The 23,487-nt window shown below is 62.9% G+C and carries 23 protein-coding genes; 11 read left to right on the forward strand and 12 right to left on the reverse strand.

All coding sequences use genetic code 11. The features are described from left to right. The first annotated feature begins 4 nt into the window (after window positions 1-4). A complete protein-coding gene (dxs, locus tag K3557_RS18550; protein ID WP_259995648.1) occupies window positions 5-1,933 on the forward strand; it encodes a 1-deoxy-D-xylulose-5-phosphate synthase in 1,929 nt (642 codons plus the stop codon). A gap of 18 nt (window positions 1,934-1,951) precedes the next feature. Here dxs and K3557_RS18555 read toward each other — a convergent pair whose 3' ends face one another. Continuing rightward, a complete protein-coding gene (locus tag K3557_RS18555; RefSeq protein ID WP_259995650.1) occupies window positions 1,952-2,176 on the reverse strand; it encodes a hypothetical protein in 225 nt (74 codons plus the stop codon). A gap of 114 nt (window positions 2,177-2,290) precedes the next feature. Further along, window positions 2,291-3,160 (reverse strand): SDR family oxidoreductase, encoded by an 870-nt coding sequence (locus K3557_RS18560; RefSeq protein WP_259995652.1) that lies wholly within the window; start codon window positions 3,158-3,160, stop codon window positions 2,291-2,293. A gap of 74 nt (window positions 3,161-3,234) precedes the next feature. Here K3557_RS18560 and K3557_RS18565 point away from each other — a divergent pair, with 74 nt between their 5' ends. Beyond that, a complete protein-coding gene (locus K3557_RS18565) occupies window positions 3,235-3,870 on the forward strand; it encodes a class I SAM-dependent methyltransferase (RefSeq protein WP_259995654.1) in 636 nt (211 codons plus the stop codon). Between the two features lie 189 nt (window positions 3,871-4,059). On the opposite strand, the gene K3557_RS18570 is transcribed toward K3557_RS18565, so the two are convergent. From K3557_RS18570 to K3557_RS18585, 4 genes are all read right to left on the reverse strand, one after another. Next, window positions 4,060-4,845, reverse strand: coding sequence for a carnitinyl-CoA dehydratase (locus tag K3557_RS18570; protein ID WP_259995662.1), 786 nt, complete (start codon window positions 4,843-4,845; stop codon window positions 4,060-4,062). Between the two features lie 49 nt (window positions 4,846-4,894). Continuing rightward, the gene (locus tag K3557_RS18575) at window positions 4,895-6,925 is read right to left on the reverse strand and encodes an acetate--CoA ligase family protein (RefSeq protein WP_259995664.1); all 2,031 of its coding nucleotides are present in this window, start codon (window positions 6,923-6,925) and stop codon (window positions 4,895-4,897) included. Between the two features lie 225 nt (window positions 6,926-7,150). Next, complete coding sequence (locus K3557_RS18580) at window positions 7,151-7,450, reverse strand: SelT/SelW/SelH family protein (RefSeq protein ID WP_259995666.1); 300 nt, start codon at window positions 7,448-7,450, stop codon at window positions 7,151-7,153. Window positions 7,451-7,453: 3 nt separating this feature from the next. Continuing rightward, on the reverse strand, window positions 7,454-8,617 hold the full coding sequence (locus K3557_RS18585) for an acyl-CoA dehydrogenase family protein (protein WP_259995675.1): 1,164 nt from the start codon (window positions 8,615-8,617) through the stop codon (window positions 7,454-7,456). A gap of 79 nt (window positions 8,618-8,696) precedes the next feature. Here K3557_RS18585 and K3557_RS18590 point away from each other — a divergent pair, with 79 nt between their 5' ends. Further along, on the forward strand, window positions 8,697-9,635 hold the full coding sequence (locus K3557_RS18590) for a GlxA family transcriptional regulator (protein ID WP_259995677.1): 939 nt from the start codon (window positions 8,697-8,699) through the stop codon (window positions 9,633-9,635). Here K3557_RS18590 and K3557_RS18595 read toward each other — a convergent pair. After that, window positions 9,632-10,822 (reverse strand): hypothetical protein, encoded by a 1,191-nt coding sequence (locus K3557_RS18595; RefSeq protein ID WP_259999687.1) that lies wholly within the window; start codon window positions 10,820-10,822, stop codon window positions 9,632-9,634. The two genes, K3557_RS18590 and K3557_RS18595, sit on opposite strands and share 4 nt — an antisense overlap. 82 nt (window positions 10,823-10,904) lie before the next feature. Beyond that, entirely contained in the window at window positions 10,905-11,327 is a 423-nt protein-coding gene (locus K3557_RS18600; protein WP_259995679.1) for a VOC family protein, read from the reverse strand. A 141-nt stretch (window positions 11,328-11,468) separates the two neighbouring features. Between K3557_RS18600 and ade the strand changes: the two genes are divergently transcribed. The 8 genes from ade to msrA all read left to right on the forward strand — a co-directional run bounded on the left by ade (window position 11,469) and on the right by msrA (window position 18,673). Beyond that, the gene (gene ade, locus K3557_RS18605) at window positions 11,469-13,271 is read left to right on the forward strand and encodes an adenine deaminase (protein WP_259995689.1); all 1,803 of its coding nucleotides are present in this window, start codon (window positions 11,469-11,471) and stop codon (window positions 13,269-13,271) included. Continuing rightward, on the forward strand, window positions 13,268-14,734 hold the full coding sequence (locus K3557_RS18610) for an AMP nucleosidase (protein WP_259988756.1): 1,467 nt from the start codon (window positions 13,268-13,270) through the stop codon (window positions 14,732-14,734). Before ade ends, K3557_RS18610 begins: the two co-directional genes overlap by 4 nt. A gap of 139 nt (window positions 14,735-14,873) precedes the next feature. Then, window positions 14,874-15,161: an HU family DNA-binding protein gene (locus K3557_RS18615; protein WP_027256921.1), complete on the forward strand. Its 288-nt coding sequence runs from the start codon at window positions 14,874-14,876 to the stop codon at window positions 15,159-15,161. 168 nt (window positions 15,162-15,329) lie between these two features. Beyond that, window positions 15,330-15,953, forward strand: coding sequence for a LysE family translocator (locus K3557_RS18620; protein WP_259995691.1), 624 nt, complete (start codon window positions 15,330-15,332; stop codon window positions 15,951-15,953). A 71-nt stretch (window positions 15,954-16,024) separates the two neighbouring features. Beyond that, window positions 16,025-16,930 (forward strand): DMT family transporter, encoded by a 906-nt coding sequence (locus K3557_RS18625; RefSeq protein ID WP_259995693.1) that lies wholly within the window; start codon window positions 16,025-16,027, stop codon window positions 16,928-16,930. A 111-nt stretch (window positions 16,931-17,041) separates the two neighbouring features. Further along, window positions 17,042-17,605: a DUF4202 domain-containing protein gene (locus K3557_RS18630; RefSeq protein ID WP_259995695.1), complete on the forward strand. Its 564-nt coding sequence runs from the start codon at window positions 17,042-17,044 to the stop codon at window positions 17,603-17,605. Between the two features lie 106 nt (window positions 17,606-17,711). Continuing rightward, window positions 17,712-18,161, forward strand: a complete 450-nt coding sequence (gene msrB, locus K3557_RS18635; RefSeq protein ID WP_259988748.1) for a peptide-methionine (R)-S-oxide reductase MsrB — start codon at window positions 17,712-17,714, stop codon at window positions 18,159-18,161. Then, on the forward strand, window positions 18,158-18,673 hold the full coding sequence (gene msrA / locus K3557_RS18640; RefSeq protein ID WP_259995705.1) for a peptide-methionine (S)-S-oxide reductase MsrA: 516 nt from the start codon (window positions 18,158-18,160) through the stop codon (window positions 18,671-18,673). Before msrB ends, msrA begins: the two co-directional genes overlap by 4 nt. A 147-nt stretch (window positions 18,674-18,820) precedes the next feature. Here the strand turns inward: msrA and K3557_RS18645 are convergent, their stop codons facing one another. The 4 genes from K3557_RS18645 to mtgA form a co-directional block, all read right to left on the reverse strand. Further along, window positions 18,821-20,827 (reverse strand): hydantoinase/oxoprolinase family protein, encoded by a 2,007-nt coding sequence (locus K3557_RS18645; protein WP_259995707.1) that lies wholly within the window; start codon window positions 20,825-20,827, stop codon window positions 18,821-18,823. Between the two features lie 72 nt (window positions 20,828-20,899). Then, window positions 20,900-21,937: a tRNA epoxyqueuosine(34) reductase QueG gene (queG, locus tag K3557_RS18650; RefSeq protein WP_259995709.1), complete on the reverse strand. Its 1,038-nt coding sequence runs from the start codon at window positions 21,935-21,937 to the stop codon at window positions 20,900-20,902. Window positions 21,938-22,015: 78 nt separating this feature from the next. Beyond that, window positions 22,016-22,681, reverse strand: coding sequence for a glutathione S-transferase family protein (locus tag K3557_RS18655; protein ID WP_129372581.1), 666 nt, complete (start codon window positions 22,679-22,681; stop codon window positions 22,016-22,018). Between the two features lie 66 nt (window positions 22,682-22,747). Then, window positions 22,748-23,485, reverse strand: a complete 738-nt coding sequence (mtgA, locus tag K3557_RS18660) for a monofunctional biosynthetic peptidoglycan transglycosylase (RefSeq protein ID WP_259995711.1) — start codon at window positions 23,483-23,485, stop codon at window positions 22,748-22,750. Between the last annotated feature and the right edge of the window lie 2 nt (window positions 23,486-23,487).

The raw sequence follows: 23,487 nt of genomic DNA on the forward strand, positions 1-23,487 counted from the left end.
CACCATGTCCGACCGGCCCAAGACCCCGCTTCTGGACCAGATTACCCGCCCCGCGGATCTGAAGGGGCTGACGGATGCGCAACTGGTGCAAGTGGCGCAGGAACTGCGGCAGGAAACCATTGCTGCCGTCTCCGTCACCGGCGGCCATCTGGGCGCAGGCCTGGGTGTGGTGGAGCTGACCACCGCCCTGCACGCAGTCTTTGACACTCCGCGCGACAAGGTGATCTGGGACGTCTCCCACCAGTGCTACCCGCATAAGATCCTGACCGGGCGCCGCGACCGCATCCGCACCCTGCGGATGAAGGACGGGCTCAGCGGTTTCACCAAACGTTCCGAGTCGCCCTATGACCCGTTTGGTGCCGCCCACAGCTCCACCTCGATCAGCGCCGCGCTTGGTTTTGCCGTGGCGCGCGATCTGGGCGGTGTAATCCCCGAGGGCAACGGCGACGCCATCGCGGTGATCGGCGACGGCTCGATGTCGGCCGGCATGGCGTTTGAGGCGATGAACAACGCAGGCCATTTGGGCAAGCGGCTGATCGTCATCCTGAACGACAACGAAATGTCGATCGCCCCGCCGGTCGGCGCGCTGTCCTCCTACCTGTCGCGGCTTTATGCCGGCGAGCCTTTCCAGGAGCTGAAAGCGGCGGCCAAGGGGGCCGTCTCGCTGCTGCCCGAACCCTTCCGCGAAGGTGCCAAACGGGCCAAAGACATGCTCAAGGGCATGGCCGTCGGCGGCACTCTGTTCGAAGCCTTGGGGTTTTCCTACCTCGGTCCCATCGACGGGCATGACATGGACCAGCTGCTGCCGGTACTGCGCACGGTCAAGGCCCGCGCCACCGGCCCGACCCTGATCCATGTACTGACCAAAAAGGGCAAGGGTTACGCCCCGGCCGAGGCTGCCCGCGACAAGGGCCACGCTACCGCCAAATTCGACATGGTGACGGGGGAGCAGAAAAAGGCGCCCTCCAACGCACCCTCCTATACCTCTGTGTTTGGCAATGAACTGGTGAAGCTCGCAGCCGCGGACGACAAGATCTGCGCCGTGACCGCGGCGATGCCCGACGGCACCGGTCTGAATCTGATGGCAGAACGCTACCCCTCGCGCACTTTTGACGTGGGCATCGCCGAACAGCACGGCGTGACCTTTGCGGCCGCCCTTGCGGCCGGCGGCATGAAGCCGTTTTGCGCGATGTACTCCACTTTCCTGCAGCGCGGTTATGACCAGGTGGTGCATGACGTGGCGATCCAGCGCTTGGCCGTCCGCTTTGCAATTGACCGCGCGGGCCTGGTGGGCGCCGATGGTGCCACCCACGCAGGCAGTTTTGACATCGGCTTCATGGCCAACCTGCCCGGCATGGTGGTGATGGCCGCCGCAGACGAGGCCGAGCTGGCCCACATGATCGCCACCGCAGCCGCCCATGACGACGGCCCCATCGCCTTCCGCTACCCGCGCGGCGAGGGGGAGGGCGTCGAGATGCCGGAAACCCCGGAGGTTCTGGAAATCGGCAAGGGCCGGATGATACAGGACGGCAAACGCGTGGCGCTGCTGTCCTTCGGCACCCGTTTGGGTGAGGTCAAAAAGGCCGCCGAAGCATTGGCCGCCAAGGGCATCACCCCGACAATTGCTGACGCCCGCTTTGCCAAGCCGCTCGACCGCAATCTGATCCTGCAGCTGGCCGCGGACCACGAGGCGCTGATCACCATCGAGGAAGGCGCGGTGGGCGGTTTCGGCTCCCACGTGGCGCAGCTGCTGGCGGAGGAAGGCGTCTTTGACAGCGGCCTCAAGTACCGCTCGATGGTGCTGCCCGACACCTTCATCGACCAGGCCAGCCCGGCAGATATGTATGAAACCGCCGCGATGAACGCACCGCAGATCGAAGCCAAGGTGCTGGAGGTTCTGGGCGTGGCGACGATTGGTGAAAAGCGGGCTTAAGCCTAGTCTCTCAGCCTGTCAGTTTCTGGAAAGTCCAGTCAGCCGGCTAAGCAACCGATAGCCCGGCGCTGACCAATGCCTGTTCAAAGCAAAGACAAGCTGCGCAATGGTTTCGTCTCCCATCCACGCGGGCTGTATCTCATCCTGACGGGCAACAAATAGATTCAGCAATGCCGCGCGGTCGGAAACCACGGTAAAAATTGACGGTGAAAACGCGATATCGAGCCGTCTGGTGAAACCCAAATCAGACCAGATTGTTTCCAAGCTGTTTGGATAAACCGCTCTCAATCGCCGGCGCAACCGCCCCAGCCTGCGAAACTGCAGGAATACAAACAGAAGGTGCCAGCTTCCCAAACCCTAAACCCCCGGCGGCTCCGCAGGCGGCACAAAGCTCTCCATGTCCTCGGCTTCCAGCACTGCGCGCAACCCCTCGCGGTAGGTCGGATAGAGCAGCTCCACACCCAGCTCTTCCTTGATACGGCGGTTGCGGACGCGTTTGTTCTCGCCATAAAAGCTGCGCGCCATAGGGGTCATGCCAGCCTCGTCAAACGGCACTTCGGCCGGCACCGGCAGGCCAAGCAGCTCGGCGGCGTGGCCCAAAACATCCTGCGGCGGCGCGGGGTCGTCATCGCAGACGTTGTAAATAGCGCCGGGGCTGGGCCGCGCGATGGAGGCCGCCAGAACCTGTGCGATGTCATCGACATGAATGCGGGAAAACACCTGCCCCGGCTTCACGATCCGCCGCGCCTTGCCCGCCATCAGCTTGGCAAAGGGACCGCGGCCGGGGCCATAGATACCGGCCAGCCGGAAGATATGCAGCGGCAGACCGGGGATGGCCTGCCATTGCGCCTCGGCCCGGGCGCGCCAGTCGCCGCGCTCGCTTGACGGCGTCACCGGCGTGGCCTCATCCACCCAGGCGCCGTCGTGGTGGCCATAAACTGCCGTAGTCGACAGATACCCCGCCCATTCCAGACCGGGGGCAGCAGTGATTTGACCAGCCATCGCGGCCAGCACCGGGTCACCCGCCATGTTCGGCCCTATCGAGCTCAGCACATGGGTGACCCCGTCCAGCGGCACGTCCTGCCCGGGCCAGGTGATCATCTCCACGCCTTTGGCCTCCACAGCCTCGCGCGAAGTGCCGATAACCCGCCATCCCTGCGCCAGAAGGCGCGGCGCAAGCGCCCGGGCGGTATAGCCAAATCCAAGACAAAGCAGCGTTTTCCTCATGGCTCCTAGATGCGTTGACCGCGCCTGCTGTGCAAGGGTTGATTCGAATCCCGATCAGCCTTTTCATGACGCGCATGGATAAACAGAAACCGGGACTTTCAAACGCCTACGCCCTGCAGACACCTGCCGATTCCAAACGGCTTTACAGGGACTGGGCCAGCACATACGACCAGGATTTCGCCGCCGGGCAGGGCTACCTCCTGCCCGGGTTGACCGCCAAGGTATTTGCCGCCGCCGGCGGAGCCGGCCCGGTGCTGGACGTCGGTGCCGGCACCGGTCTGTGCGGCCAAGCGTTGCGGGCGATTGGAATAGAACCTATCGACGCCACCGATCTAAGCGCCGCGATGCTGGCCGAAGCCTTGCGCAAGGATGCCTACCGCGACGTGATCGAAGCTGATCTGCTGGAAGGCATCCCGGTGCCGCGCGGGTCCTACCGCGGCGTGGTCTCTTCCGGCACCTTCACCCATGGTCACCTCGGCCCGGAAGTCCTGCCCGCCCTGTTGCGGGTGGCCGCACCCGATGCCTGGTTTGCTTTGTCGGTGAATGCCCGGTTCTACGATAAGGCGGGGTTTTCCGAAGCCTTCGGCCGGCTGCTGCGCGGGCACTGGATCAAGAATCTCACTCTGCCGGAACTACGCATCTACGGACCTGGCGCGACCGGGGCGCACAAGAACGACACCGCCCTGATCGCGCGATTTCAAAAAGTATAGCGCCCCTTTGCCATTATCATTTTGGACAGGCAGGGATCCAAACGCCGCGCAAAGCGCGGCGCCGGGCCCAACTGTGCAGGGACATCTTCAGATGTTCCTGAAACAGGCGGGAGCTCCCGCGTCTTTGGACGGCATCTGCGATGCCACCCGCGCCTTTGGGCCCGGCAGCGCACCTGGCGGCGCGCCGCCTCAGCGCCCCTTCCAGACCGGATCGCGCTTTTCGGCAAAGGCGCGGGCGCCTTCCAGGTTGTCCTCGGAACCATAGAGAACATCCACCGACTTCAGTTGCCGCTGCGTAACCCGGTTCATCGCGTCCTGGAATTTGGAATCTTCAGCGTCGCGCACGATCTCCTTGATTGCCGCATAGACCAGCGGCGGGCCGGAGGCGAGCAGCCGCGCCAGCTCCCAGGCCCGGTCCATCAGCTGGTCCGCCGCCACGATCTCGTTCACCAGGCCCCAGCGGTTGGCCTCTTCTGCGTCAAACCAACGGCCCGTAAGCAGCAGCTCCATTGCGATGTGATAGGGAATGCGTTTGGGCAGTTTCACACTGGCCGCATCCGCGACGGTGCCGGAGCGGATTTCCGGCAACGCAAAGGTGGCGTGATCGGCAGCGATGATCACATCCGCTGACAGCGCCAGCTCCAGCCCGCCGCCACAGGCGATGCCATTCACGGCGGCAATCACCGGCTTGTTCATGTCGCGCAGCTCCTGCAGGCCGCCAAAGCCGCCGACGCCATAATCGCCATCCACCGCATCGCCGTCAGCCGCCGCTTTCAGGTCCCAACCCGGGCAAAAGAACTTTTCTCCACCGCCGGTCAGGATCGCCACCCGCAGGTCAGGGTCGTCGCGGAAATCCCGGAAAACCTCGCCCATCACCCGGCTGGTCTGAAGGTCGATGGCATTTGCCTTTGGCCGGTCCAGTGTCACTTCCAGTATGGCACCATCACGGCGGGTTTTCACGGGGCTGTCGGTCATATCAATTCCTCTTGGCACGGTAGTACCGCTCATGTTTCAGGCCGAAGCCTCAGTATTTCCGCCGCATCAGCGCATCTGCTGCAACGGCGTCAGCTGGCGTGCAGAGAAGCGGGTTGATCTCGATCTCTTCCAATCCCAGCGCGTTTTCCATCACATAGGCCTCGACTGCGCGGATGGCGCGCAGAATCGCCTCCCTGTCTGCTGCCGGGGCACCGCGGTAGCCGTCCAGCAGTTTGGCAATGCGCAAAGAGTTGAGCGCAGCTTTGATCTCTGCATCCGAGGCTGGCAGCAGAAAGGAAGCACTGTCTTTCATCAACTCGGTCAGGGTGCCGCCCGCGGCCACAGTCATGACAAACCCATGCGCTGGATCCTTGACCACCCCGATCAGAAGCTCAACCACCGCACCGGTAACCATTTCTTCCACCAGAAAGCACGAGGCCGGCATGTTGAAAGCGGCATCACTCACGTCCTGCCCCGAGTTCAGATTCAGCACCACTGCCCCTGCCTCGGTCTTGTGGGCAATGCCTTCGCCCTTCAGCACCACCGGGAAGCCGACATCCACCGCAACGGCGCGGGCATTGGTGGCCGAAGCCGCCCGTTTGGATCGCGGGATGCGCAGGCCATAGTCTGCCAGCTGCCGCTTTGCCTCGGCTTCAGGGACCAGATCAGGTTCCACCGCAGGGGTTGGCAGTAACAGCGGTGAAGGTGCTGCCTGCAATGGCAGGCTCGCAGCCTCGCAGGCAGCAATTGCCTCGCTAAGCCCAGCGAAAGGCACCACTCCAGCATCCATCAGACGGGTTGCAACATCCTCCGGCAGCAACTCGGGAAGCGTCGCCACCAGACCAACGTTTGCTCCTGTCCGCTCACGCGAACCAATCGCTGCTTGGATTGCGCATTCCCAATCCGAGGCATCGCAGCGGTCATTGCGCGGGAAGTCGACGATCAGCATAGTCATCGCCAGCTGTGGATCCATCATTGCCGAGAATGCCTGTGTCATCGCCTCGGCATCCCGCCAGATATAAGTGTGGTAGTCGAGCGGGTTTGCCAGCGCCACCATCGGGCCCAGCGCTTCCCGCAAATCCGCCTTTTGGCGATCATTCAGGGGCGGGAACACGACATTGCGCGCATGGCAGGTGTCCGCGGCCAGGCTAGCCTCCCCTCCGGAGCAGCTGATCGTTGCAATGCGGTTCGAAGGCAGCCGCCCCGTCACATGCAGCAATTTCAGTGTCTCCAGGAAGGACGGCAAGTCATAAAGACGCGGAATGCCAAGGCGTGAGAGCAAAGCCCCCGCACCCGCGTCACCGCCCGCAAGCGAGGCGGTATGAGAAACAGTCGCGGCCTGGGCCTCGGCGGATCTGCCGACCTTAAGGGCAACGATCGGCTTTCCCAATTCGCGTGCTTTGGCCGCCAATGCCTCAAACGCACGCAAATCACCAAAACCTTCGATATGCAGGCCAAGTGCTGTGACGCGGTCGTCTTCCAGCAGCGCTTCGCCGATGGCAGCGATGCCCGACTGTGCCTGGTTGCCGGCCGTCACTACATAGGCCACCGGCAGGCCGCGTTTTTGCATGGTCAGGTTGATGGCGATGTTGGAGCTTTGGGTGACCAGCGCCACGCCCCGTTCTGCCCGCGCCCCGCCATGCTGGTCCGGCCACAGCAGCGCCCCGTCCAGATAATTGATGAAACCATAGCAGTTGGGGCCAAGGAAAGGCATATCTCCAGCCGCTTCCAGCAACTGCGCCTGCAGATCAGCGCCTTCGGCATCCTCTGCCGCTGCCTCCAGGAAGCCGGAAGCAAAACACACCGCCCCGCCGGCACCGCGCATCGACAGCGCGCTCACTACCTCGATGGTGGCAAAGCGGTTCACTCCGACAAAGGCTGCATCGGGTGCTGCCGGCAGGCTGTCCACGTCCTTAAATGCTGGCAGGCCCGCGACCTCGTCTGCCTTGGGATGAACGGGCCAGATGGTGCCCTCAAACCCCATCTTTTGACACTGCTCAATCACCAGGCGGCACCATGCGCCGCCGCCGATCACAGTAATGGTTTTAGGTCGGAAGAGGCGGGAAAGGTCGCGTGTCATTTTCTAGCGGTTCCGCTGGTAGAGAGTTCGGGAGCCTCCGGCGGGGATATTTCCCGCATGAGGAAGTAAGCTTTGGTTAACCAGAATCACACTCAATAGTTGTGCGGTACAGGCGGGGACGCCGATGGCCGTGCAAGGGGAAGAGAGCCTCTCTCTTTACCGGGGCGGCTCTTGCGGGCCGCCCTTTTCCTCTTGCCGTAAATATCCCCGCCGGAGGCATCCGGCTTACCCGTCCGCGCTTCGGTCGAGATGGCCCAGATCCCTGCCGGGGTCAATCCGGTCACGCACGCGGGTCTTCAGCTCTCTCACATCAGGAAAGCCGCCGTCCCGTTTGCGTTCCCAGATCAGCTCCTTATCAACATGGATCTCAAAGATCCCGCCCATTTCTCCGGGAACCAGTGTCACCCCGCCCAAGGTGCCTTGGAAGGTCTGCAGCAGCTCCTGCGCCATCCAGCCTGCCCGCAGCAGCCAGTTGCAGCCGGTGCAGTAGGTAATGGTCACAACAGGTTTCCCGGCTTGGGTCATGGATTAGCCTCCGACGGCGCGCAGCATCTCGCGGCTGATAATGTGCCGTTGGATTTCACTGGTGCCTTCCCAGATACGCTCGACCCGCGCGTCGCGCCAGATGCGTTCCAGCGGCAGCTCGTCCATCAGCCCCATGCCGCCGTGGATCTGGATCGCTTCATCCGCCACCATGGCCAGCATCTCGGTCGCCTTCAGCTTGGCCATCGACATGTCGCTCTCGGTGACGGTTCCCTGGTCGAATTTCCAGCCGGCTTCCCAGGTCAGCAGGTTCGCCGCTTTCAGCTCCAGCGCCATGTCGGCCAGCTTGAAGGAAATGCCCTGGAACTTGCCGATCTGCTGACCGAACTGCTTGCGCTCGGCGGCGTATTCGATCGAGTGCTGCAGCGCTCGCTCAGCCCGGCCCAGGCAGGTGGCCGCGACCTGCAGGCGGGTGGCGCCCAGCCAGGTGTTGGCCACCTCAAAGCCCTTGTCGATCTCCCCCAGAATGGCAGAGGACGGCAGGCGGCAATCGTCGAACTCCAGCACTGCGTTGGTGTAGCCGCGGTGGCTGACGTTGCCGTAGCCGTCGCGCACCTCAAAACCGGGCGTGCCCTTGTCAACAAAGAAGGCGGTGATTTTCTTCTTCGGCCCGCGCGGTGTTTCCTCAACCCCGGTGGCCATGAAGCAGATCGCGAAATCCGCAATATCGGCGTGGCTGATGAAATGCTTGGTGCCGTTCAGGATCCAGTCGTCACCGTCCTTTCGCGCGGTGGCTTTCATACCGCGCAGGTCGGACCCCGCGTCCGGCTCGGTCATCGCCAGGCAGTCCCATTTCTCTCCCTTCATGCAAGGGTAGAGATACTTCTCTTTCTGCTCATCCGTGCCCGCCAGCAGGATGTTTGACGGGCGCGCAACACCGGTCCAATGCAGCGCATAATTGGCGCGGCCCAGTTCCTTTTCATACATCAGCCACGACAGCGTATCGAGGCCGGCACCACCTGCTTCCTCAGGCATGTTGGCGGCATAAAGCCCCGCTTCCATCGCCTTTTTCTGCACATCACGGATCACATCCATGTCCAGATGACCGGTGCGCTCGATCTCTGCCTCATGCGGATACAGCTCCTTTTCCACAAAGGCGCGGGTGGTCTCGACGATCATCGACTGTTCTTCAGTCATCCCGAATTGCATGGCGGTCTCCCTTCGCAAATCTGTTGCCAGCCAGACTAGGCGGCTTGCCCTCGCCCATCGTGCAGAGTTAGAAGAAATCATGCGAAGTTGGGCAAAAGATAACGCTGCGGTGCAGCAATTGGATGTACTGCTGTTCGACGCCTTTTCGGCCCATTGCCTGGCCAATACGGTTGAGCCGCTGCGCGCGGCCAATACCTTTGCCGGGCGCCGGGCCTACGCCTGGCGGTTCCTCACGCTGGACGGCAGGCCTGCGGTGTCGTCCTCGGGCATGGAGGTGCGGGCGCATGGGAAATTGGGTGATTGCAGCGGCGATCTGCTGATTGCCATGCCATCTTATGACTTTCTGCGCCATGCCACTGTGGCTGCCGCCCGGGCGCTGAAATCTGCGGCACACCGCTATAAGGTAGTTGCAGGGTTTGACACCGGCGCCTGGCTGCTGGCGGAGGCGGGTCTTTTAGACCGGCGGCGGGCAACGATCCATTGGGAGGAACTCAGCCGTTTCACGGAAACCTTCCCCGAAGTGCAGGCCGAGCGCGCCCGGCAAGTCATGGATGGCAACCGTATCACCTGCACCGGCGCCCTGGCAGCCTTTGACACCATGATGGAGCTGATCGGAGAGCATCACGGGGCAGCGCTGCGGCTGGAAGTGGCCATGCTGTTCATGAGCCCCGAAGCCACGGAAACCCAGGACCCGATCCTCGCCCGCAGCAAATCCGTCGCCCGCGCAGTTGCCATGATGCAAGCAAACCTGGAGGCGCCGCTTCCAATTGCAGCGGTCGCCCGCCAGGCTGGCCGCAGCCAAAAAGACCTTGAGGCAAGGATGAAGGCGGAACTTGGTGCAACTCCCCAAGCCGTTTACCGGCGGCTCCGGCTGATACAAGCCAGAAAGCTTGTATTGGAGACTGACTTGAGTGTCTCCGAGATTGCCCTGCGCAGTGGGTATAATGATCCCAGCGCCCTGACCCGGTCCTTCAAAGCCGAGTTCGGCGCCACGCCCCGCAGCCTTCGCAACAGCTAGATCTGCTGGGCTGCCATCCATTGGTTCAGACGCCACAACCCCCAGGCCAGCGGAATCGCCGCCAGCCCGCCGATCACATAGGCCAGCGGCTCATCCGCGAAGGACTCGAACATCTGGGTATAGGCGTGGATCGCAGCAAAGGTCAGCGCCGCATTGAACAGTCCGCGCTGATGCCGCTGCGCCGCCCAGAAGATCACCACCGCCAGCACCGCTGCCCAAAGCACGGAATAGACGTTTTCGGAGATGAACAGCGTGCTGTCGCGGAAAGCATCGCGAGCCGCGGAATAGGCTTCCCAGTCCTCGTAACCGTCGCTGTAACGGCCCGGCCCCCAGACAGTTTCGCCCACCACGTCGCCCCAAAGCGAGCCGACCAGTGCGCAGAGATTGGCCACCACAAACCCCAGGATTGCCAGAATGCGCAGGTGCCGGGCGTCGCGCTCGGCCAGCCGGGACGCGCCCCAGACACAAAGCACGATCAGCAGCACCATCTGCAGGATCGTCAGCGTCGATTCCGGCGAATAGAACACATAGGCCGCGTGGAAATAGCCGGTGCCGGTCTCCAGCATCTGGGCAAAAGGCGCAATCGCCAGCGCAGTGACAAAGCGCACATCCACTTGCCAGCCAGCCAGGGCCAGCGCGGCGGCATAATAGAGCAACGCCAGGTTCCGCAGCGGCGAGCCGATCTCGTATTGCTGCAGCAGCAGCTCAATACCCGCCAGATGCATTGCCAACCCCATCAGCAGGATCGCCCCCAGCACAAACCCCGTCGACCAGGCCCCGCGCCGCCAGCGCCAGACACAAATCGCTGCCACCAGCGCGCCGGCAGGCAGCATCAGCCAACCGGCGATATCCTCGTATTTGTCCACCAGCTCAATCCCGGCGCCGCCCATCAGCATGCCTGCCCCGATCAGGGTGGCGGAATTGCCAAACATCCGCAGCATCTCGCGACCGCGCGCCAGCACCGCCAGCCCGCCGCCCAGCATCAGGATGCCGGTCACTGCCACCGCCAACGGATCGGCCAGCCAGAAGATAAAGCCGGCGGTGGCCGCGATGATGCCGAAACACAGGATCGCATTCACCGCCAGTGACACCATCACTTCGCGTGAACGCGCCTCGATGGTGCAGGCCTGATCCGGGGTTAGCACTCCCTCCTCGACCAGCGCGGTTGTGTCGGCAATGGCGTGCATCAGCGGTCCCTCATGGTATCCAAAGGATACCGCCAGCATGGACCGGCGTTCTTTCAGTGGAAAGGGGAGGAATTCCCGCCGCTTATCCTTTCGGCCGGCTTGGAACCCAGGCGTAGCCGTTTTCACACAGGATATATGCCTCCCGCAGGCCATGCGGCTTGTCCGCGGGCGCCTGCAGAATGGTGAATCCCACCGCCTCTGCCCGGTCGACAGCCTCATCCGGGTCGGTATCATACAGGCGGATCTCAATCCCCGCCCCGCGCGGCGGGTTTTCCGGCAGCAGCCCAAGCAGCGGATTTTCCGCATAGGTGCCGTCGCTGTGCAGCTGAAAGACCTGACCGCCATAGGTGACGATAGCAAAATCCTTGCTTACCTGATGGCCTCTCATATCAAAAACAGTCTCTAAAAAGACTACTTCCGCCGGAACATCCCGCACCAGCAGATTGATCCCGATCCCACGCAGGGAGCGGCCGAAACTGTCCGCATCTATTGCTTCATAATCCATGAACCCAGTCTTCCCCGCAAACCGCCCGGCGGCAACGCCAAATACGTCAGCCCTCGGCGCCTTTCCACCGCCCGTATGAAGCTTTGATGGCAAAGCCAGCAATCCGCTTGCCTTCCCGCGCGCAATCGGAACAATTGGAATATGTCAGAAAACATTTTTCCAAGCTGGCCCGACTCCGCCCCTCAATTGATCGACGTCGCAGCCGGCCGCGTGCCGGCGGATACAGTGATCCGGCAGGGTATCTGGGTCAATGTCCACACCCGCGAGCAGCTGCCGGGCCATGATATTGCGATCAAGGCCGGCCGCATTGCCTATGTCGGACCGGATGCCTCTTATTGCACCGGACCGGAGACGCAGATCATAGAGGCGCGTGGCCGCTACATGATCCCCGGCCTGTGCGATGCCCATATGCACATCGAGAGCGGTATGCTGACCCCGGCGGAATTCGCCCGCGCGGTGATCCCGCACGGCACCACCTCGATGTTCACCGACCCGCATGAGATCGCCAATGTTCTAGGTCTGGACGGGGTGCGCTATATGCATGACGAGGCGCTGATGCAGCCCGTCAACATCTTCACCCAGATGCCCAGCTGCGCGCCCTCGGCACCGGGGCTGGAGACAACCGGTTATGAAATCTCGGCCGAAGATGTGGCAGAGGCGATGAACTGGCCGGGCATCATCGGCCTGGGGGAGATGATGAATTTTCCCGGCGTGGCCAATGCCGACCCCAAGATGCTGGCTGAAATCGCAGCCACCCAGCGCGCGGGCAAGACAGTGGGCGGCCATTATGCCTCTCCCGATCTTGGTCCTGATTTCGCCGCCTATGTAGCCGGCGGTCCGGCGGATGACCACGAGGGCACCTGCGAGGCCGACGCCATTGCACGTGTCCGCCAGGGGATGCGGTCGATGATGCGGCTGGGCTCGGCCTGGTATGACGTAGAAAGCCAGATCACTGCGGTGACGGAAAAGGGGCTGGACCCGCGCAATTTCATCCTTTGCACCGACGACTGCCACTCCGGCACCCTGGTCAATGACGGCCATATGAACCGGGTGGTGCGCCACGCGATTGCCTGCGGCTGCGATCCGGTGATTGCGCTGCAGATGGCCACCATCAATACCGCCACCCATTTCGGACTGGAACGTGAGATCGGCTCGATCACCCCTGGCCGCCGGGCTGACGTGATCCTGACCTCCGACTTGCGAGAATTGCCTATCGAACTGGTTGTTGCGCGCGGGCAGATCGTCGCGGAATCAGGCTCTATCAAGGTCAAATGCCCGCACTACACCTGGCCCGCCAGCGCCCGCGGCACAGTGCATCTGGGTCACGAACTTACGGCGAAAGACTTTGAGCTTGCCGCACCCGAGGGCGCCAATGCGGTCACCGCCAATGTGATCGGCGTGGTCGAAAACCAGGCCCCGACCAAGGCGCTGCAGGCAGAACTGCCGGTTGTGGACGGGCTGGTCGAGGGCGCGGGCGATGTCTGCCAGATCGCGCTGGTCGAACGCCACCGCGCCACCGGCGGCGTCACCAACGCCTTTGTCTCGGGCTTCGGCTACACCGGTAAGATGGCGATGGCCTCAACCGTGGCGCATGACAGCCACCACATGATCGTGGTCGGCACCGACCGCCACGAGATGGCGCTGGCGGCCAACCGCCTGGCCCAAGTGGGCGGCGGCATCACCCTTTACAAGGACGGCAGGGAACTGGCTCTGGTCGAGCTGCCGATTGCCGGCCTGATGTCCGACAGCCCCGCAACCGAGGTGGCTGCCAAGGCGCAAGTCATGATGGAAGCGATGGAGACCTGCGGCTGCAGCCTGAACAATGCCTATATGCAGCACTCGTTGCTGGCGCTGGTCGTGATCCCGGAGCTGAGAATTTCCGACCTTGGTCTAGTCGATGTGCGCACTTTCCAGAAAATCCCGGTAATCGAGCCTGCTCAATGATAACAACAAAACACCCCGGCCATCCGCCGACCGAAACGTTCAACGACGCAACCGAAGCGGTGGACCGGCTTGAGTTGCTTTACCGGCAGGCCACCGGCTTCATCTGCGAGGAATTCAGCCGGGCGATGGCTGACGGGGCGCCGGACAACCAGCGCATCCGCGCCTATTACCCGGAGATCCGGTTCTCCACCACGAGTTTTGCCCAGGTAGACAGCCGCCTCAGCTTTGGTCATGTCTCTGCGCCCGGCACCTATGCCACCACGGTGACGCGGCCGGACCTGTTCCGCAATTACCTGATCCAGCAGATCACCCTGCTCATTCGCAACCACGGCCAGCCAGTGACCATCGATGTCTCTGACACTCCGATCCCAGTGCACTTTGCAGTCGCTTCACGCCCCGATTTGACGGTGCCGCAGGACGGTGCAGCCGGGTTCACCCTGCGCGACGTATTTGACGTGCCGGATCTGTCGACCACCAATGACGATATCGTCAACGGCACCTATCAGCCGCCTAATGGCACCGGACCGCTGGCACTGTTCACCGCACAGCGCATCGACTACTCGCTGGCCCGGCTCAGCCATTACACCGCCACCAGCGCCGAGCATTTCCAGAACCACGTGCTGTTCACCAATTACCAATTCTATGTCGCCGAATTTGAAGCCTACGCCCGCGCTCAGCTGGCGGATCCGGACTCCGGATATACCAGCTTTGTCAGCACCGGCGACCACGAGATCACTGACCCCGCTGCCGTAATACCGGTGATAGGCAAGCTGCCGCAGATGCCCACCTACCACCTGAAGCGCGCAGACGGAGGCGGCATCACCCTGGTCAACATCGGTGTCGGGCCCTCAAACGCGAAGACTGCCACCGACCACATTGCGGTGCTGCGCCCGCATGCCTGGCTGATGGTCGGCCATTGCGCAGGCCTTCGGAACACTCAGGCATTGGGAGACTTTGTGCTGGCGCATGGATACTTGCGCGAAGACCACGTGCTGGATGACGATCTGCCGGTTTGGACACCGATCCCGGCGCTGGCGGAAATCCAGGTCGCACTCGAAGAGGCCGTGGCCGAGATCACTGAATACGAGGGTTTTGACCTCAAACGGATCATGCGCACCGGCACCGTCGCCACCATCGACAACCGCAACTGGGAATTGCGCGACCAGTCCGGTCCGGTACAGCGCTTGTCCCAGTCCCGCGCCGTCGCGCTGGACATGGAAAGCGCCACCATCGCCGCCAATGGCTACCGCTTCCGGGTGCCTTATGGCACGCTTCTGTGCGTCTCCGACAAACCGCTGCATGGGGAGCTGAAGCTGCCGGGCATGGCCTCGGACTTTTACCGGACACAGGTTGCACGGCATCTGCAAATCGGCATAAGAGCAATGGAACGGCTGCGCGGAATGCCTCTGGAGCGGCTGCACAGCCGGAAGTTGCGCTCGTTCGATGAAACGGCCTTCCTTTAAGGCTGAATTTTGCAGTTTTCCTAGAAAAAATGCCTATTTTTGCCTGCCCGGCGCGCACAAGAAGTTGTGTTATCATACAACATAACGATAATATCCGGCGATGAGGCCCTAGAGTTCGGGCAGTTTAAGGAGACGAAGAATGTCCAAACCGATGACCAAAACCCAGCTTGTTGCCGCTCTGGCTGACGAAATGGGCAGCGACAAAAAAGTCGCAGGTTCCGCTCTGGAAGCGGTCTGCTCGCTGATCACCCGCGAAGTGTCGGGCGGCGGTGCCGTGACCCTGCCGGGCGTCGGCAAGATCTATTGCCGCGAGCGCCCCGAGCGCGAAGTGCGCAACCCGGCCACCGGCGAGAAGTTCACAAAAGAAGCTGACAAGGTTGTGAAAATGACCATCGCAAAGGCGTTGAAAGACAGCGTGAACGGCTGATACCGGCGACAAACCGGACGGTTTCAGGGCTGCCCGCACGGGCGGCCCTTTTCTTTTGCCCGGATGTTTTCCGGTTGCGGAAAAGCTTCGCCCGCGGCCGCAGCGTTGTTGCTTGCCTATTGCCCCCGTCAAGCGCACCCTTCCGTCACACCGGAGGAGGACTGCTGCATGACTGACGTGAACCTTATCCTGATCCTAGGGGCCGCGCTCTTGGCCGGTGCCAGCCCCGGTCCCGCGACGCTGACCATCGCCGGCACCGCCATGCAGCGCGGCCGCTCCGCCGGGCTGGCCGTCGCCGCCGGCGTCAGCAGCGGCTCGCTGATCTGGTCCGTTTCCGCAGCCTTTGGCCTCGGCGCAGTGATGCTGGCCAATGCCTGGATTTTTGAGGGCGTTCGCTATTTCGGTGCAGGCTACCTGATGTATCTCGCGTTGCGCTCGGCCCGTTCTGCGCTGCGCCCCGGAAACCCGGAACTCAAGGTTTCTGCAGCCGGGTCCTTGCGCGCGGCTTATGCAAAGGGGCTGGCCCTGCATCTGACCAATCCCAAGGCGGTGCTGTTCTTTGGGTCGCTTTACGCCATCGGCATCCCGCCCGGTACTGAACCATCAGCGCTGCTGACGGTAATCGCCGCCATCGCCGTGCAAAGTACGCTGATCTTCCACGGCTATGCCATTCTGTTCTCCAGCACCACTGCCAGCCGGGTCTACATCCGCCTGCGCCGCGGGTTTGAAGCCCTTTTTGCCGCCGCCTTTGGCGCTGCCAGCTGGCAGATCCTAATGGCCAAGCTCAGCTGATTCCGGTTCAACCCAGCTTGATCTCCTCTATCAATTCCCCGAAGGTCCGCTCCGGGAGAAAGGTACTCAAAATGGATGCGCGCGCTATAGCCATGGGGCTGGCCTTTGCCTTGATGTGGTCCTCTGCTTTCACCTCCGCCCGGATCATCGTCCAAGACGCCTCGCCGCTGTTTTCCCTCGCCGTGCGGTTCTTGATTTCCGGCCTGATCGGTGTCGCCATCGCCCGCGCCATGGGCCAGACATGGCGGCTGACGCCGGGCCAATGGCGCGCCACGGTGATCTTCGGCATCTGCCAGAACGCGCTGTACCTCGGTTTGAATTTCGTTGCCATGCAATGGATCGAGGCCTCGCTCGCCGCGATCATCGCCTCCACCATGCCGCTGCTGGTTGCGCTGGCGGGCTGGGCGCTGTTCGGCGAACGGCTGCGCCCCCTGGGCTATGCCGGGCTGGCGGCAGGCGTCCTCGGCGTGGCACTGATCATGGGCACGCGGCTTGGCGCCGGGGTAGACCTGTTCGGAGTGTTCCTCTGCGTGATCGGCGTGCTGGCGCTTACCACTGCAACGCTGGCTTTGCGCGGCGCCACCTCAGGCGGCAATTTCATGATGGTGGTGGGGCTGCAGATGCTGATCGGCTCCGTCATCCTGTTTATAGCAGCCCCTCTGACCGAGGAGATCTTCGTCCGCCCCACCCTGCGGCTGGCGCTGGCCTTTACCTATACCACGGTAGTGCCGGGGCTGATGGCCACCCTCATCTGGGTTATGCTGCTGAACCGCATCGGCGCGGTGCGGGCTGCTACCTTCCACTTCCTCAACCCGGTGTTCGGTGTGGCCGTCGCCAGCGTGCTGCTGGGTGAAAAACTGGGCCCGCTCGATTTGCTGGGGGTGGCCATTGTCACCGGCGGCATACTCGCGGTTCAGCTTGCCCGCCGCCCCGCCTTGCCGCCAGCGGCGCTCTCCCGCGCGGCAAAGCCGGGCTGACGCCCGTCGCTGCCCCTTGGGCCCGGCACGCCTGACGGCGTGCCGGGCCGTTGCAACCCGCCGCGCTTCCGCATTATTCTGGCCCTCAATGACTAAACAGGAGGACGCAGCATGAGCGCGCAATTGACCCAGGTTCTGGACGCCATCGACGCCGCCAATGCCCAGGATCCCAGCCTGGAGGACGGCCAGCCTGCCGCGCTGCTTTATGGCCAGCGTATGAGCGAACAGCAGATGCGCCTGTTCCCCGATGCCTCCGACGCGCTGCAAATTGCCGCCCGCGGCCAGCATGTGGAGCGCTGGAAGCTGCAGCGCAGCAGCTATCCTGAAGGCCGCGCCGGCTATCTCGCCTGGCGCAAAGCCGAAGCCGAACACCACGCCCAGGTGGTCTCTGCCCTGATGCAGGAGGCAGGTTATGGCGCAGACGATGCAAACGCCGCCGCAAGGATGCTGCGCAAGGAAGGCATCAAGCGCGACGATCAGGTGCAGGCTCTGGAGGACATCATCTGCTTTGTCTTCCTGAAGTGGTATTTTGCCCCCTTTGCCGCTAAACACCCGGCGGACAAGGTCCAGCGCATTGTCGAAAAAACCGCCCGCAAGATGTCGCCTGATGCCCGCGCCCGGGTGCTGACAGAGTTCGACCTGCCCGGAGATCTGGCCGGCGCCTTCACCGCCTGACCAAACCCGCCGCCGCACACGGCTTTGCGAGCCGCTTGTAACAGGGCATTGCATTTGCGCCCTCACACCCCATGTTCTGCGACAAGTAAACAGGCGGGAGGACACCATGACCAAATACACCAAAAATCCGGACGCCATTGCCGCCCTCTCCGAGGAAGAGTTCTATGTGACCCAGAACGCGGGAACAGAACGCCCCGGCACAGGCAAGCTGCTGAGTAACAAGGAGCCTGGCATCTACGTCGACATTGTCTCGGGCGAGCCGCTGTTTGCGTCCTCCGACAAATATGAATCGGGCTGCGGCTGGCCCAGCTTCACCAAACCCATTGAGACCGCACATGTGCAGGAACTGGAGGACCGCACCCTCGGAATGATCCGCACCGAAGTCCGCTCCACTCATGGCGACAGCCACCTTGGCCATGTCTTCCCAGATGGTCCAATGGACCGGGGCGGCCTGCGCTATTGCATCAACTCCGCCTCCCTGCGCTTTGTCCATCTGGACGATATGGAGGCCGAGGGCTATGGCGCCTACATCAACCAAGTGGAGGTCGTGAATTGAGCACCACCGAACGCGCCGTCCTAGCAGGCGGCTGTTTCTGGGGCATGCAGGAACTGATCCGCAAGCGCCCCGGCGTCATCAGCACCCGCGTCGGCTACACCGGCGGTGATGTGCCCAATGCTACCTATCGCAATCACGGCACCCACGCCGAAGGGATCGAGATCACCTTCGACCCCGCCGTCACCTCCTTCCGGGAGATGCTGGAGCTTTTCTTCCAGATCCACGACCCGACCACGCTGAACCGCCAGGGCAACGATTTGGGGATGAGCTACCGCTCGGCCATCTACTACGTGGACGAGACGCAAAAAGCCGTGGCCGAGGACACCATCGCCGATGTAAACGCCTCCGGCCTCTGGCCCGGCAAGGTGGTGACAGAGGTCGAGCCCGCGGGCGCTTTCTGGGAAGCCGAGCCCGAGCACCAGGACTACCTGCAGCGCCTGCCCAACGGCTACACCTGTCATTTCGCGCGTCCCGATTGGGTGCTCCCGAAACGGAACGCCGCCGCAGAATAGGCTCTAACAAGCCAGTATTCAGCCCCGCCCAGTACGGCGGGGCTTTTCAAATCGAGGCCATTCCAGGCCCCGGCGCTTCTTCTGGCCTAAAATATCCCCGGCGGCGGCAGCGGGTTTTCATGGAAAACCCGCATTTCTAAAGCTGGCCTAACCAGCCGCCACCCGCGGCCGCCCGCTGGCTTCCACCGTCAGCGTACCCTCAACAAAGACCTCCCGCGATTCCACCTGTGCTGTGCGGATATCCCGCTCCACATGCACGTGAATATCCTCGGCACCGGCCTCTTCCGCCGCACCGCGGGCCTCTTGCGTCAGGGCCGTCTCCAGCGCCTCCAGCGCTTCTCTGGACTCCGGATAATCCGCCGGCCCGCTCTCCAAATGAACCCGGTACTTGCCCTCAGCGGGCGAGGTTACGGTGCCGCTGCGCCGCATAGTGACGCGGCCCACCACGGCACCAATGGCATTGGCGACCCCGGCATGTTCCGGCAGGATCATATTGCAATGCAGCCGCTCCGCCACCGCCGGGTAATAGCTTGGGGCAGAGGCGCCAAGCCCGACAACATCCACATTCAGCACAGCATCAAGCGCCAACAGGCCACGGTGCCGGGCCAGCCCCTTTTGCAGCAGCACATGCCGGGCCAGCTCTTTCTCCGGCAGGCCAAAGCTTTCCGCTTCTTCGGCAAAAGCAGACTCTAACAAGGTCAAAGCGGTTTGCTCGGTCAGCTGAGCAATGATCATCTGTGCCAACGCCCCAGCATCCTGTGCCACCATATCACCGCTGCCAACCCGGCGGCGGGCAAACAGTGTCAGCGCTTTCTCCGCCGCCTCGCGGTCCCAGGCGTCCACCCGGCCCAGAACGTGGCTCGCATCCGAGGGAGACACGCCAGAGACCTGCACCAGCCCGCGGTCCACCAGCCGGTTCAAGGAGCCGTGCTCCATCCGGGTACGCAGGATCTGCCCCAGAGGATGCACCTGCATCCCGATGCGTCCCAGCAGCCCGGCTTCGCGCTCGCTCAGACCCGCAACCGGCACGCCCGGCACCGCCCGCACAAACCGGCCGTCATACTCGCCCACTGTGCTGTTGCGCAGCTGTTCATCCAGCGCGGCGTGCACAACCTCAGGCGCATCCGTGGCAATCAACGACACCGGCACCACCCGGCGCGGCCCCAAGGTCAGCCCGCCCGCCAGGCCGCTGGTGTTCAAATGCACCTGGCTGTCGCCGCCCAGGCCGGTGGTGCGCATCGCCACCGCCTCGACCATGGTGCGGAATTCGCCAACCCGGGCCCCCGCCGGATCAATCGCCGGCTTGCCATCCTTGATCAGAGCCACATCCGTTGTGGTGCCGCCAATGTCGCTCACCAGCGCATGATCCGCGCCGGTCATCCAGCGCGCGCCGACGATTGAGGCCGCCGGGCCGGACAGGATGGTCTCAATCGGCCGCTCCCGCGCCTGCCCGCCGCTCATCAGCGCGCCGTCGCCGCGCACGACCATCATCGGCGCCTTGATACCCAGATCGCGCAACGTGTCCTGCGCCCGCCCGATCAGCCGGTCGATCATCCCGATAAGCCGCGCGTTCAGCACTGCGGTCACTGCCCGCTTAGGCCCGTTCAACTTGGCCGACAGCTGGTGCGAACAGGTGGCAGGCGCCCCGGTCATCTCGTGAATGATCCGCGCCGCCTCAATCTCATGCGCTGGATTGCGAGTGGCAAAAACCCCGGCAACCGCAAAGCCGGTTACCCCCTGACCCTCGGTGCGCAGGAACATCTCCAATGCCTCCACGTCCAAGGGCGACGCCTCGCTGCCCGCATGGGTATGCCCGCCGGCAAGCACAAGCACCGGATCCCCTTTCAAGGCATCCTTCAATCCGGGCCGGTCCAGATCGCTCTCGGCAAAACCAATATAGATCAGCGCCACACGGCCGCCCTGGCCCTCGACCAGCGCATTGGTGGCCAAGGTGGTGGACAGCGCCGCCAGCGACACCTCCTCCGGCTGAACTCCCGACTGTTCCAGCACCGCCCGGATCGCACCGCCAACGCCAATCGCCAGATCCTGCCGCGTGGTCAGCGACTTGGCCGAGGCGATTACCTCTTTCTCGTCGCGGATCAGCACCGCATCGGTATAGGTTCCGCCCGTATCCACACCCAAGAGCAGCGTCATGCCCGGTCCTCTCCGCTTCTGTTCGCCGGACAGGGTCTAACGCCTATTTGCGCCGCGTCCATCCTGTTTGCGTCACGAAAGCTGCTGAACTGCCCATCGCGCAGCGTCCGCAACTGCCGGATCAGGGTCCTCTGTCAGCCCGCGCGCCACGTCCCGAAGGTCCGGCTGGCCGGAATTGCCGATAGCATAGAGCACATTGCGCACAAACCGGTCCCGCCCAATCCGCTTAATCGGTGAGCCGGAAAACACTGCCCGGAAAGCCGCGTCGTCCAGAACCGCCAGCTCCGCCAGTTTTGGCGCCTTCAGTTCATCGCGCGCAGCATAGCGCATGTCACTCGCCGCCACCGCAAACTTGTTCCAGGGGCAGGCCGCCAGACAGTCATCGCAGCCATATATCCGGTTGCCCAGTTTTCCGCGCAGCTCTTCATCCACCGGCCCCTTGTGCTCAATGGTGAGGTAGGAAATGCAGCGCCGCGCATCAACCTGATAGGGCGCCGGAAAAGCATCCGTCGGACAGCTGTCCAAACAGGCCCGGCAGGACCCGCAGCGGTCCCGCTCAGAGTCATCGGCAGGCAGCTCAATTGTGGTGAAAACAGAGCCTAGAAAAGCCCAATTCCCCCAATCGCGGCTCACCAGATTGCTGTGCTTTCCCTGCCAGCCCAGTCCAGCCGCCATCCCCAGCGCCTTCTCAGGCACTGGCGCGGTATCAACAAAAACCTTGACCTCGCAGTCCTCCCCTGCCTCCGCAATCAGCCAGCGCGCCAGCCGCTTCAGCCGTTTCTTGACCAGGTCGTGATAATCCTTGTTGCGGGCATAGACAGACACCGCACCGCGGTCGGCCTGGCCCACCACTGCCATCGGGTCCTCGTCCGGCGTATAACTCTCCGCCAGCATGATCACCGACCGCGCATCCGGCCACAGCAGCGCCGGGTCGCCCCGCCAATGACTGCGCTCCGCCATCCAGCCCATCTGCCCGTGATACCCGGCGTCCAGAAAAGTCTGCAGGCGCCCGGGCACCTGCGGCACGTCCCACGGACGGCAGATCCGGCAGGAGACAAACCCCTCGGCCAGTGCCTGTGCCACCAGCCGTTCTTTCAGCGCTGCACTCATCTTCTTTCTGGTCCCAAATACCCCGGGGTGAATTGGGCCAAAGGCCCAAGAGGGGCAGCGCCCCTTGCCCCGTTGATGTCAGAAATCCAGATCAGTGTAATGCGGCGGAGGCCGGAACCCCGGCACCTGATCCGCCAGGATCGACCGGAAAGCAGGCCGCGACTTGATCTTGGCGTACCAGTCCTTGACCACCGCCGAGCGGTTCCAGTCCACATCCGAGATATAATCCAGCGACGACAGATGCGCAGCCGCCGCAAAATCCGCCAGCGTCATCATATCGCCCGCCAGCCAGCGCCGGTGGTCCAGCAGCCAGGCCATGTAATCCAGATGGTATTTGATCGCCTTGGCGCCGGCTTTCACATTGCGGCTGTCAGGATAGCCCTCACCGGTGATTTTCTTGTTCACCCGCTCATACAGCAGCTTCGACGTCACCTCGCTGTGGAACTTGTCATCGAACCAGCTGACCAGCCGGCGCATCTCATAGCGGCCTTCGGCATCTCGGGGCATTAGGCATGGCTCAGGCCGGGTTTCTTCCAGGTATTCGCAGATCGCCGCGCTTTCGGCCATCATCTTGCCATCCAGGCGGATCACCGGGATCTTTGCCGCCGGGTTCCGGCGCAGGAAATCAGCATCCTGCTCCCAATAGCGCTCCTCGACCAATTCCACCTCAATTTTCTTTTCCGCCAATGACAACCGCACCTTGCGGCAAAACGGGGACAGGGGAACATGATAAAGGCGCGCCATGGCTACAGAGGGTCTCCAAAAAACTTACAGCGGATGGCCCAGCAATGCCCCGCCAGCAGGAAAGATTCAATCCTCGAAACAGGCCGCCCGCCCGTCTGCGCGAATGGTGGCCGCCCCATCGGCGATCTGTGCGGCGCGGCGCTGCACAAAACCGCTGGGCCGGCGGGCAGAGCGGTCCTTGGGATTGGGCAGCACAGCGGCAATCAGCGCTGCCTGACGTGCACTCAGCTGATCCGGGCCAACACCGAAGTATTTGCGCGCCGCAGCTTCGGCGCCAAACACGCCCTCGTCCATTTCCGAGACGTTCAGGTAAACCTCAAGAATCCGCCGTTTGCTCCAGACAATCTCCACCGCCGGAGTCAGCAGCGTCTCCAGCACCTTGCGCGGCCAGCTGCGGCCTTGCCACAGGAACACGTTTTTGACCACCTGCTGGGAAATGGTAGAACCGCCGCGGGCACCGCCTGCCTCAATCGCCGCCTGGATGGCGCGGGCATCAAACCCCCAGTGACGGCAGAACTGCGCATCCTCGGCGGCCACCACCGAGCGCGCCAGAACCGGAGCGATCTCCTCCAGCGGCACCCAAATCCGGTCCACCTCACCCAAGCGGCGCTGTTCTGCCCAGATGGTGTGGGTGATCGGCGGGTTCACCACCGAAAACAACAGGATGAGGAAGGCGAATCCCGCCGCCGCAGCCAGCACCGCCCGCAACAGCCAGCGCCGCAGCCAGCGAAGGGGCTCGACCTTCAGCTTTACCGCCTTCTTACTGCTCTTGGCTTTCTTCTTTTTCGCAACTGCCTTTGCCATGC

It is taken from the genome of Leisingera sp. M523 (assembly GCF_025141335.1).
Lineage (GTDB): Bacteria > Pseudomonadota > Alphaproteobacteria > Rhodobacterales > Rhodobacteraceae > Leisingera.

Coding starts and splice junctions, on each gene's coding strand:
- K3557_RS18580 (WP_259995666.1), bottom strand. CDS start 7,450: ATGACCCAAGCCGGGAAACCTGTTGTGACCATTACCTACTGCACCGGC.
- K3557_RS18620 (WP_259995691.1), top strand. CDS start 15,330: ATGACTGACGTGAACCTTATCCTGATCCTAGGGGCCGCGCTCTTGGCC.
- K3557_RS18615 (WP_027256921.1), top strand. CDS start 14,874: ATGTCCAAACCGATGACCAAAACCCAGCTTGTTGCCGCTCTGGCTGAC.
- dxs (WP_259995648.1), top strand. CDS start 5: ATGTCCGACCGGCCCAAGACCCCGCTTCTGGACCAGATTACCCGCCCC.
- ade (WP_259995689.1), top strand. CDS start 11,469: ATGTCAGAAAACATTTTTCCAAGCTGGCCCGACTCCGCCCCTCAATTG.
- K3557_RS18595 (WP_259999687.1), bottom strand. CDS start 10,822: ATGCACGCCATTGCCGACACAACCGCGCTGGTCGAGGAGGGAGTGCTA.
- K3557_RS18560 (WP_259995652.1), bottom strand. CDS start 3,160: ATGAGGAAAACGCTGCTTTGTCTTGGATTTGGCTATACCGCCCGGGCG.
- K3557_RS18630 (WP_259995695.1), top strand. CDS start 17,042: ATGAGCGCGCAATTGACCCAGGTTCTGGACGCCATCGACGCCGCCAAT.
- K3557_RS18600 (WP_259995679.1), bottom strand. CDS start 11,327: ATGGATTATGAAGCAATAGATGCGGACAGTTTCGGCCGCTCCCTGCGT.
- K3557_RS18610 (WP_259988756.1), top strand. CDS start 13,268: ATGATAACAACAAAACACCCCGGCCATCCGCCGACCGAAACGTTCAAC.
- K3557_RS18570 (WP_259995662.1), bottom strand. CDS start 4,845: ATGACCGACAGCCCCGTGAAAACCCGCCGTGATGGTGCCATACTGGAA.
- K3557_RS18585 (WP_259995675.1), bottom strand. CDS start 8,617: ATGCAATTCGGGATGACTGAAGAACAGTCGATGATCGTCGAGACCACC.
- queG (WP_259995709.1), bottom strand. CDS start 21,937: ATGAGTGCAGCGCTGAAAGAACGGCTGGTGGCACAGGCACTGGCCGAG.
- K3557_RS18625 (WP_259995693.1), top strand. CDS start 16,025: ATGGATGCGCGCGCTATAGCCATGGGGCTGGCCTTTGCCTTGATGTGG.
- K3557_RS18575 (WP_259995664.1), bottom strand. CDS start 6,925: ATGACACGCGACCTTTCCCGCCTCTTCCGACCTAAAACCATTACTGTG.
- K3557_RS18655 (WP_129372581.1), bottom strand. CDS start 22,681: ATGGCGCGCCTTTATCATGTTCCCCTGTCCCCGTTTTGCCGCAAGGTG.
- K3557_RS18565 (WP_259995654.1), top strand. CDS start 3,235: ATGGATAAACAGAAACCGGGACTTTCAAACGCCTACGCCCTGCAGACA.
- mtgA (WP_259995711.1), bottom strand. CDS start 23,485: ATGGCAAAGGCAGTTGCGAAAAAGAAGAAAGCCAAGAGCAGTAAGAAG.
- K3557_RS18645 (WP_259995707.1), bottom strand. CDS start 20,827: ATGACGCTGCTCTTGGGTGTGGATACGGGCGGAACCTATACCGATGCG.
- msrB (WP_259988748.1), top strand. CDS start 17,712: ATGACCAAATACACCAAAAATCCGGACGCCATTGCCGCCCTCTCCGAG.
- K3557_RS18590 (WP_259995677.1), top strand. CDS start 8,697: ATGCGAAGTTGGGCAAAAGATAACGCTGCGGTGCAGCAATTGGATGTA.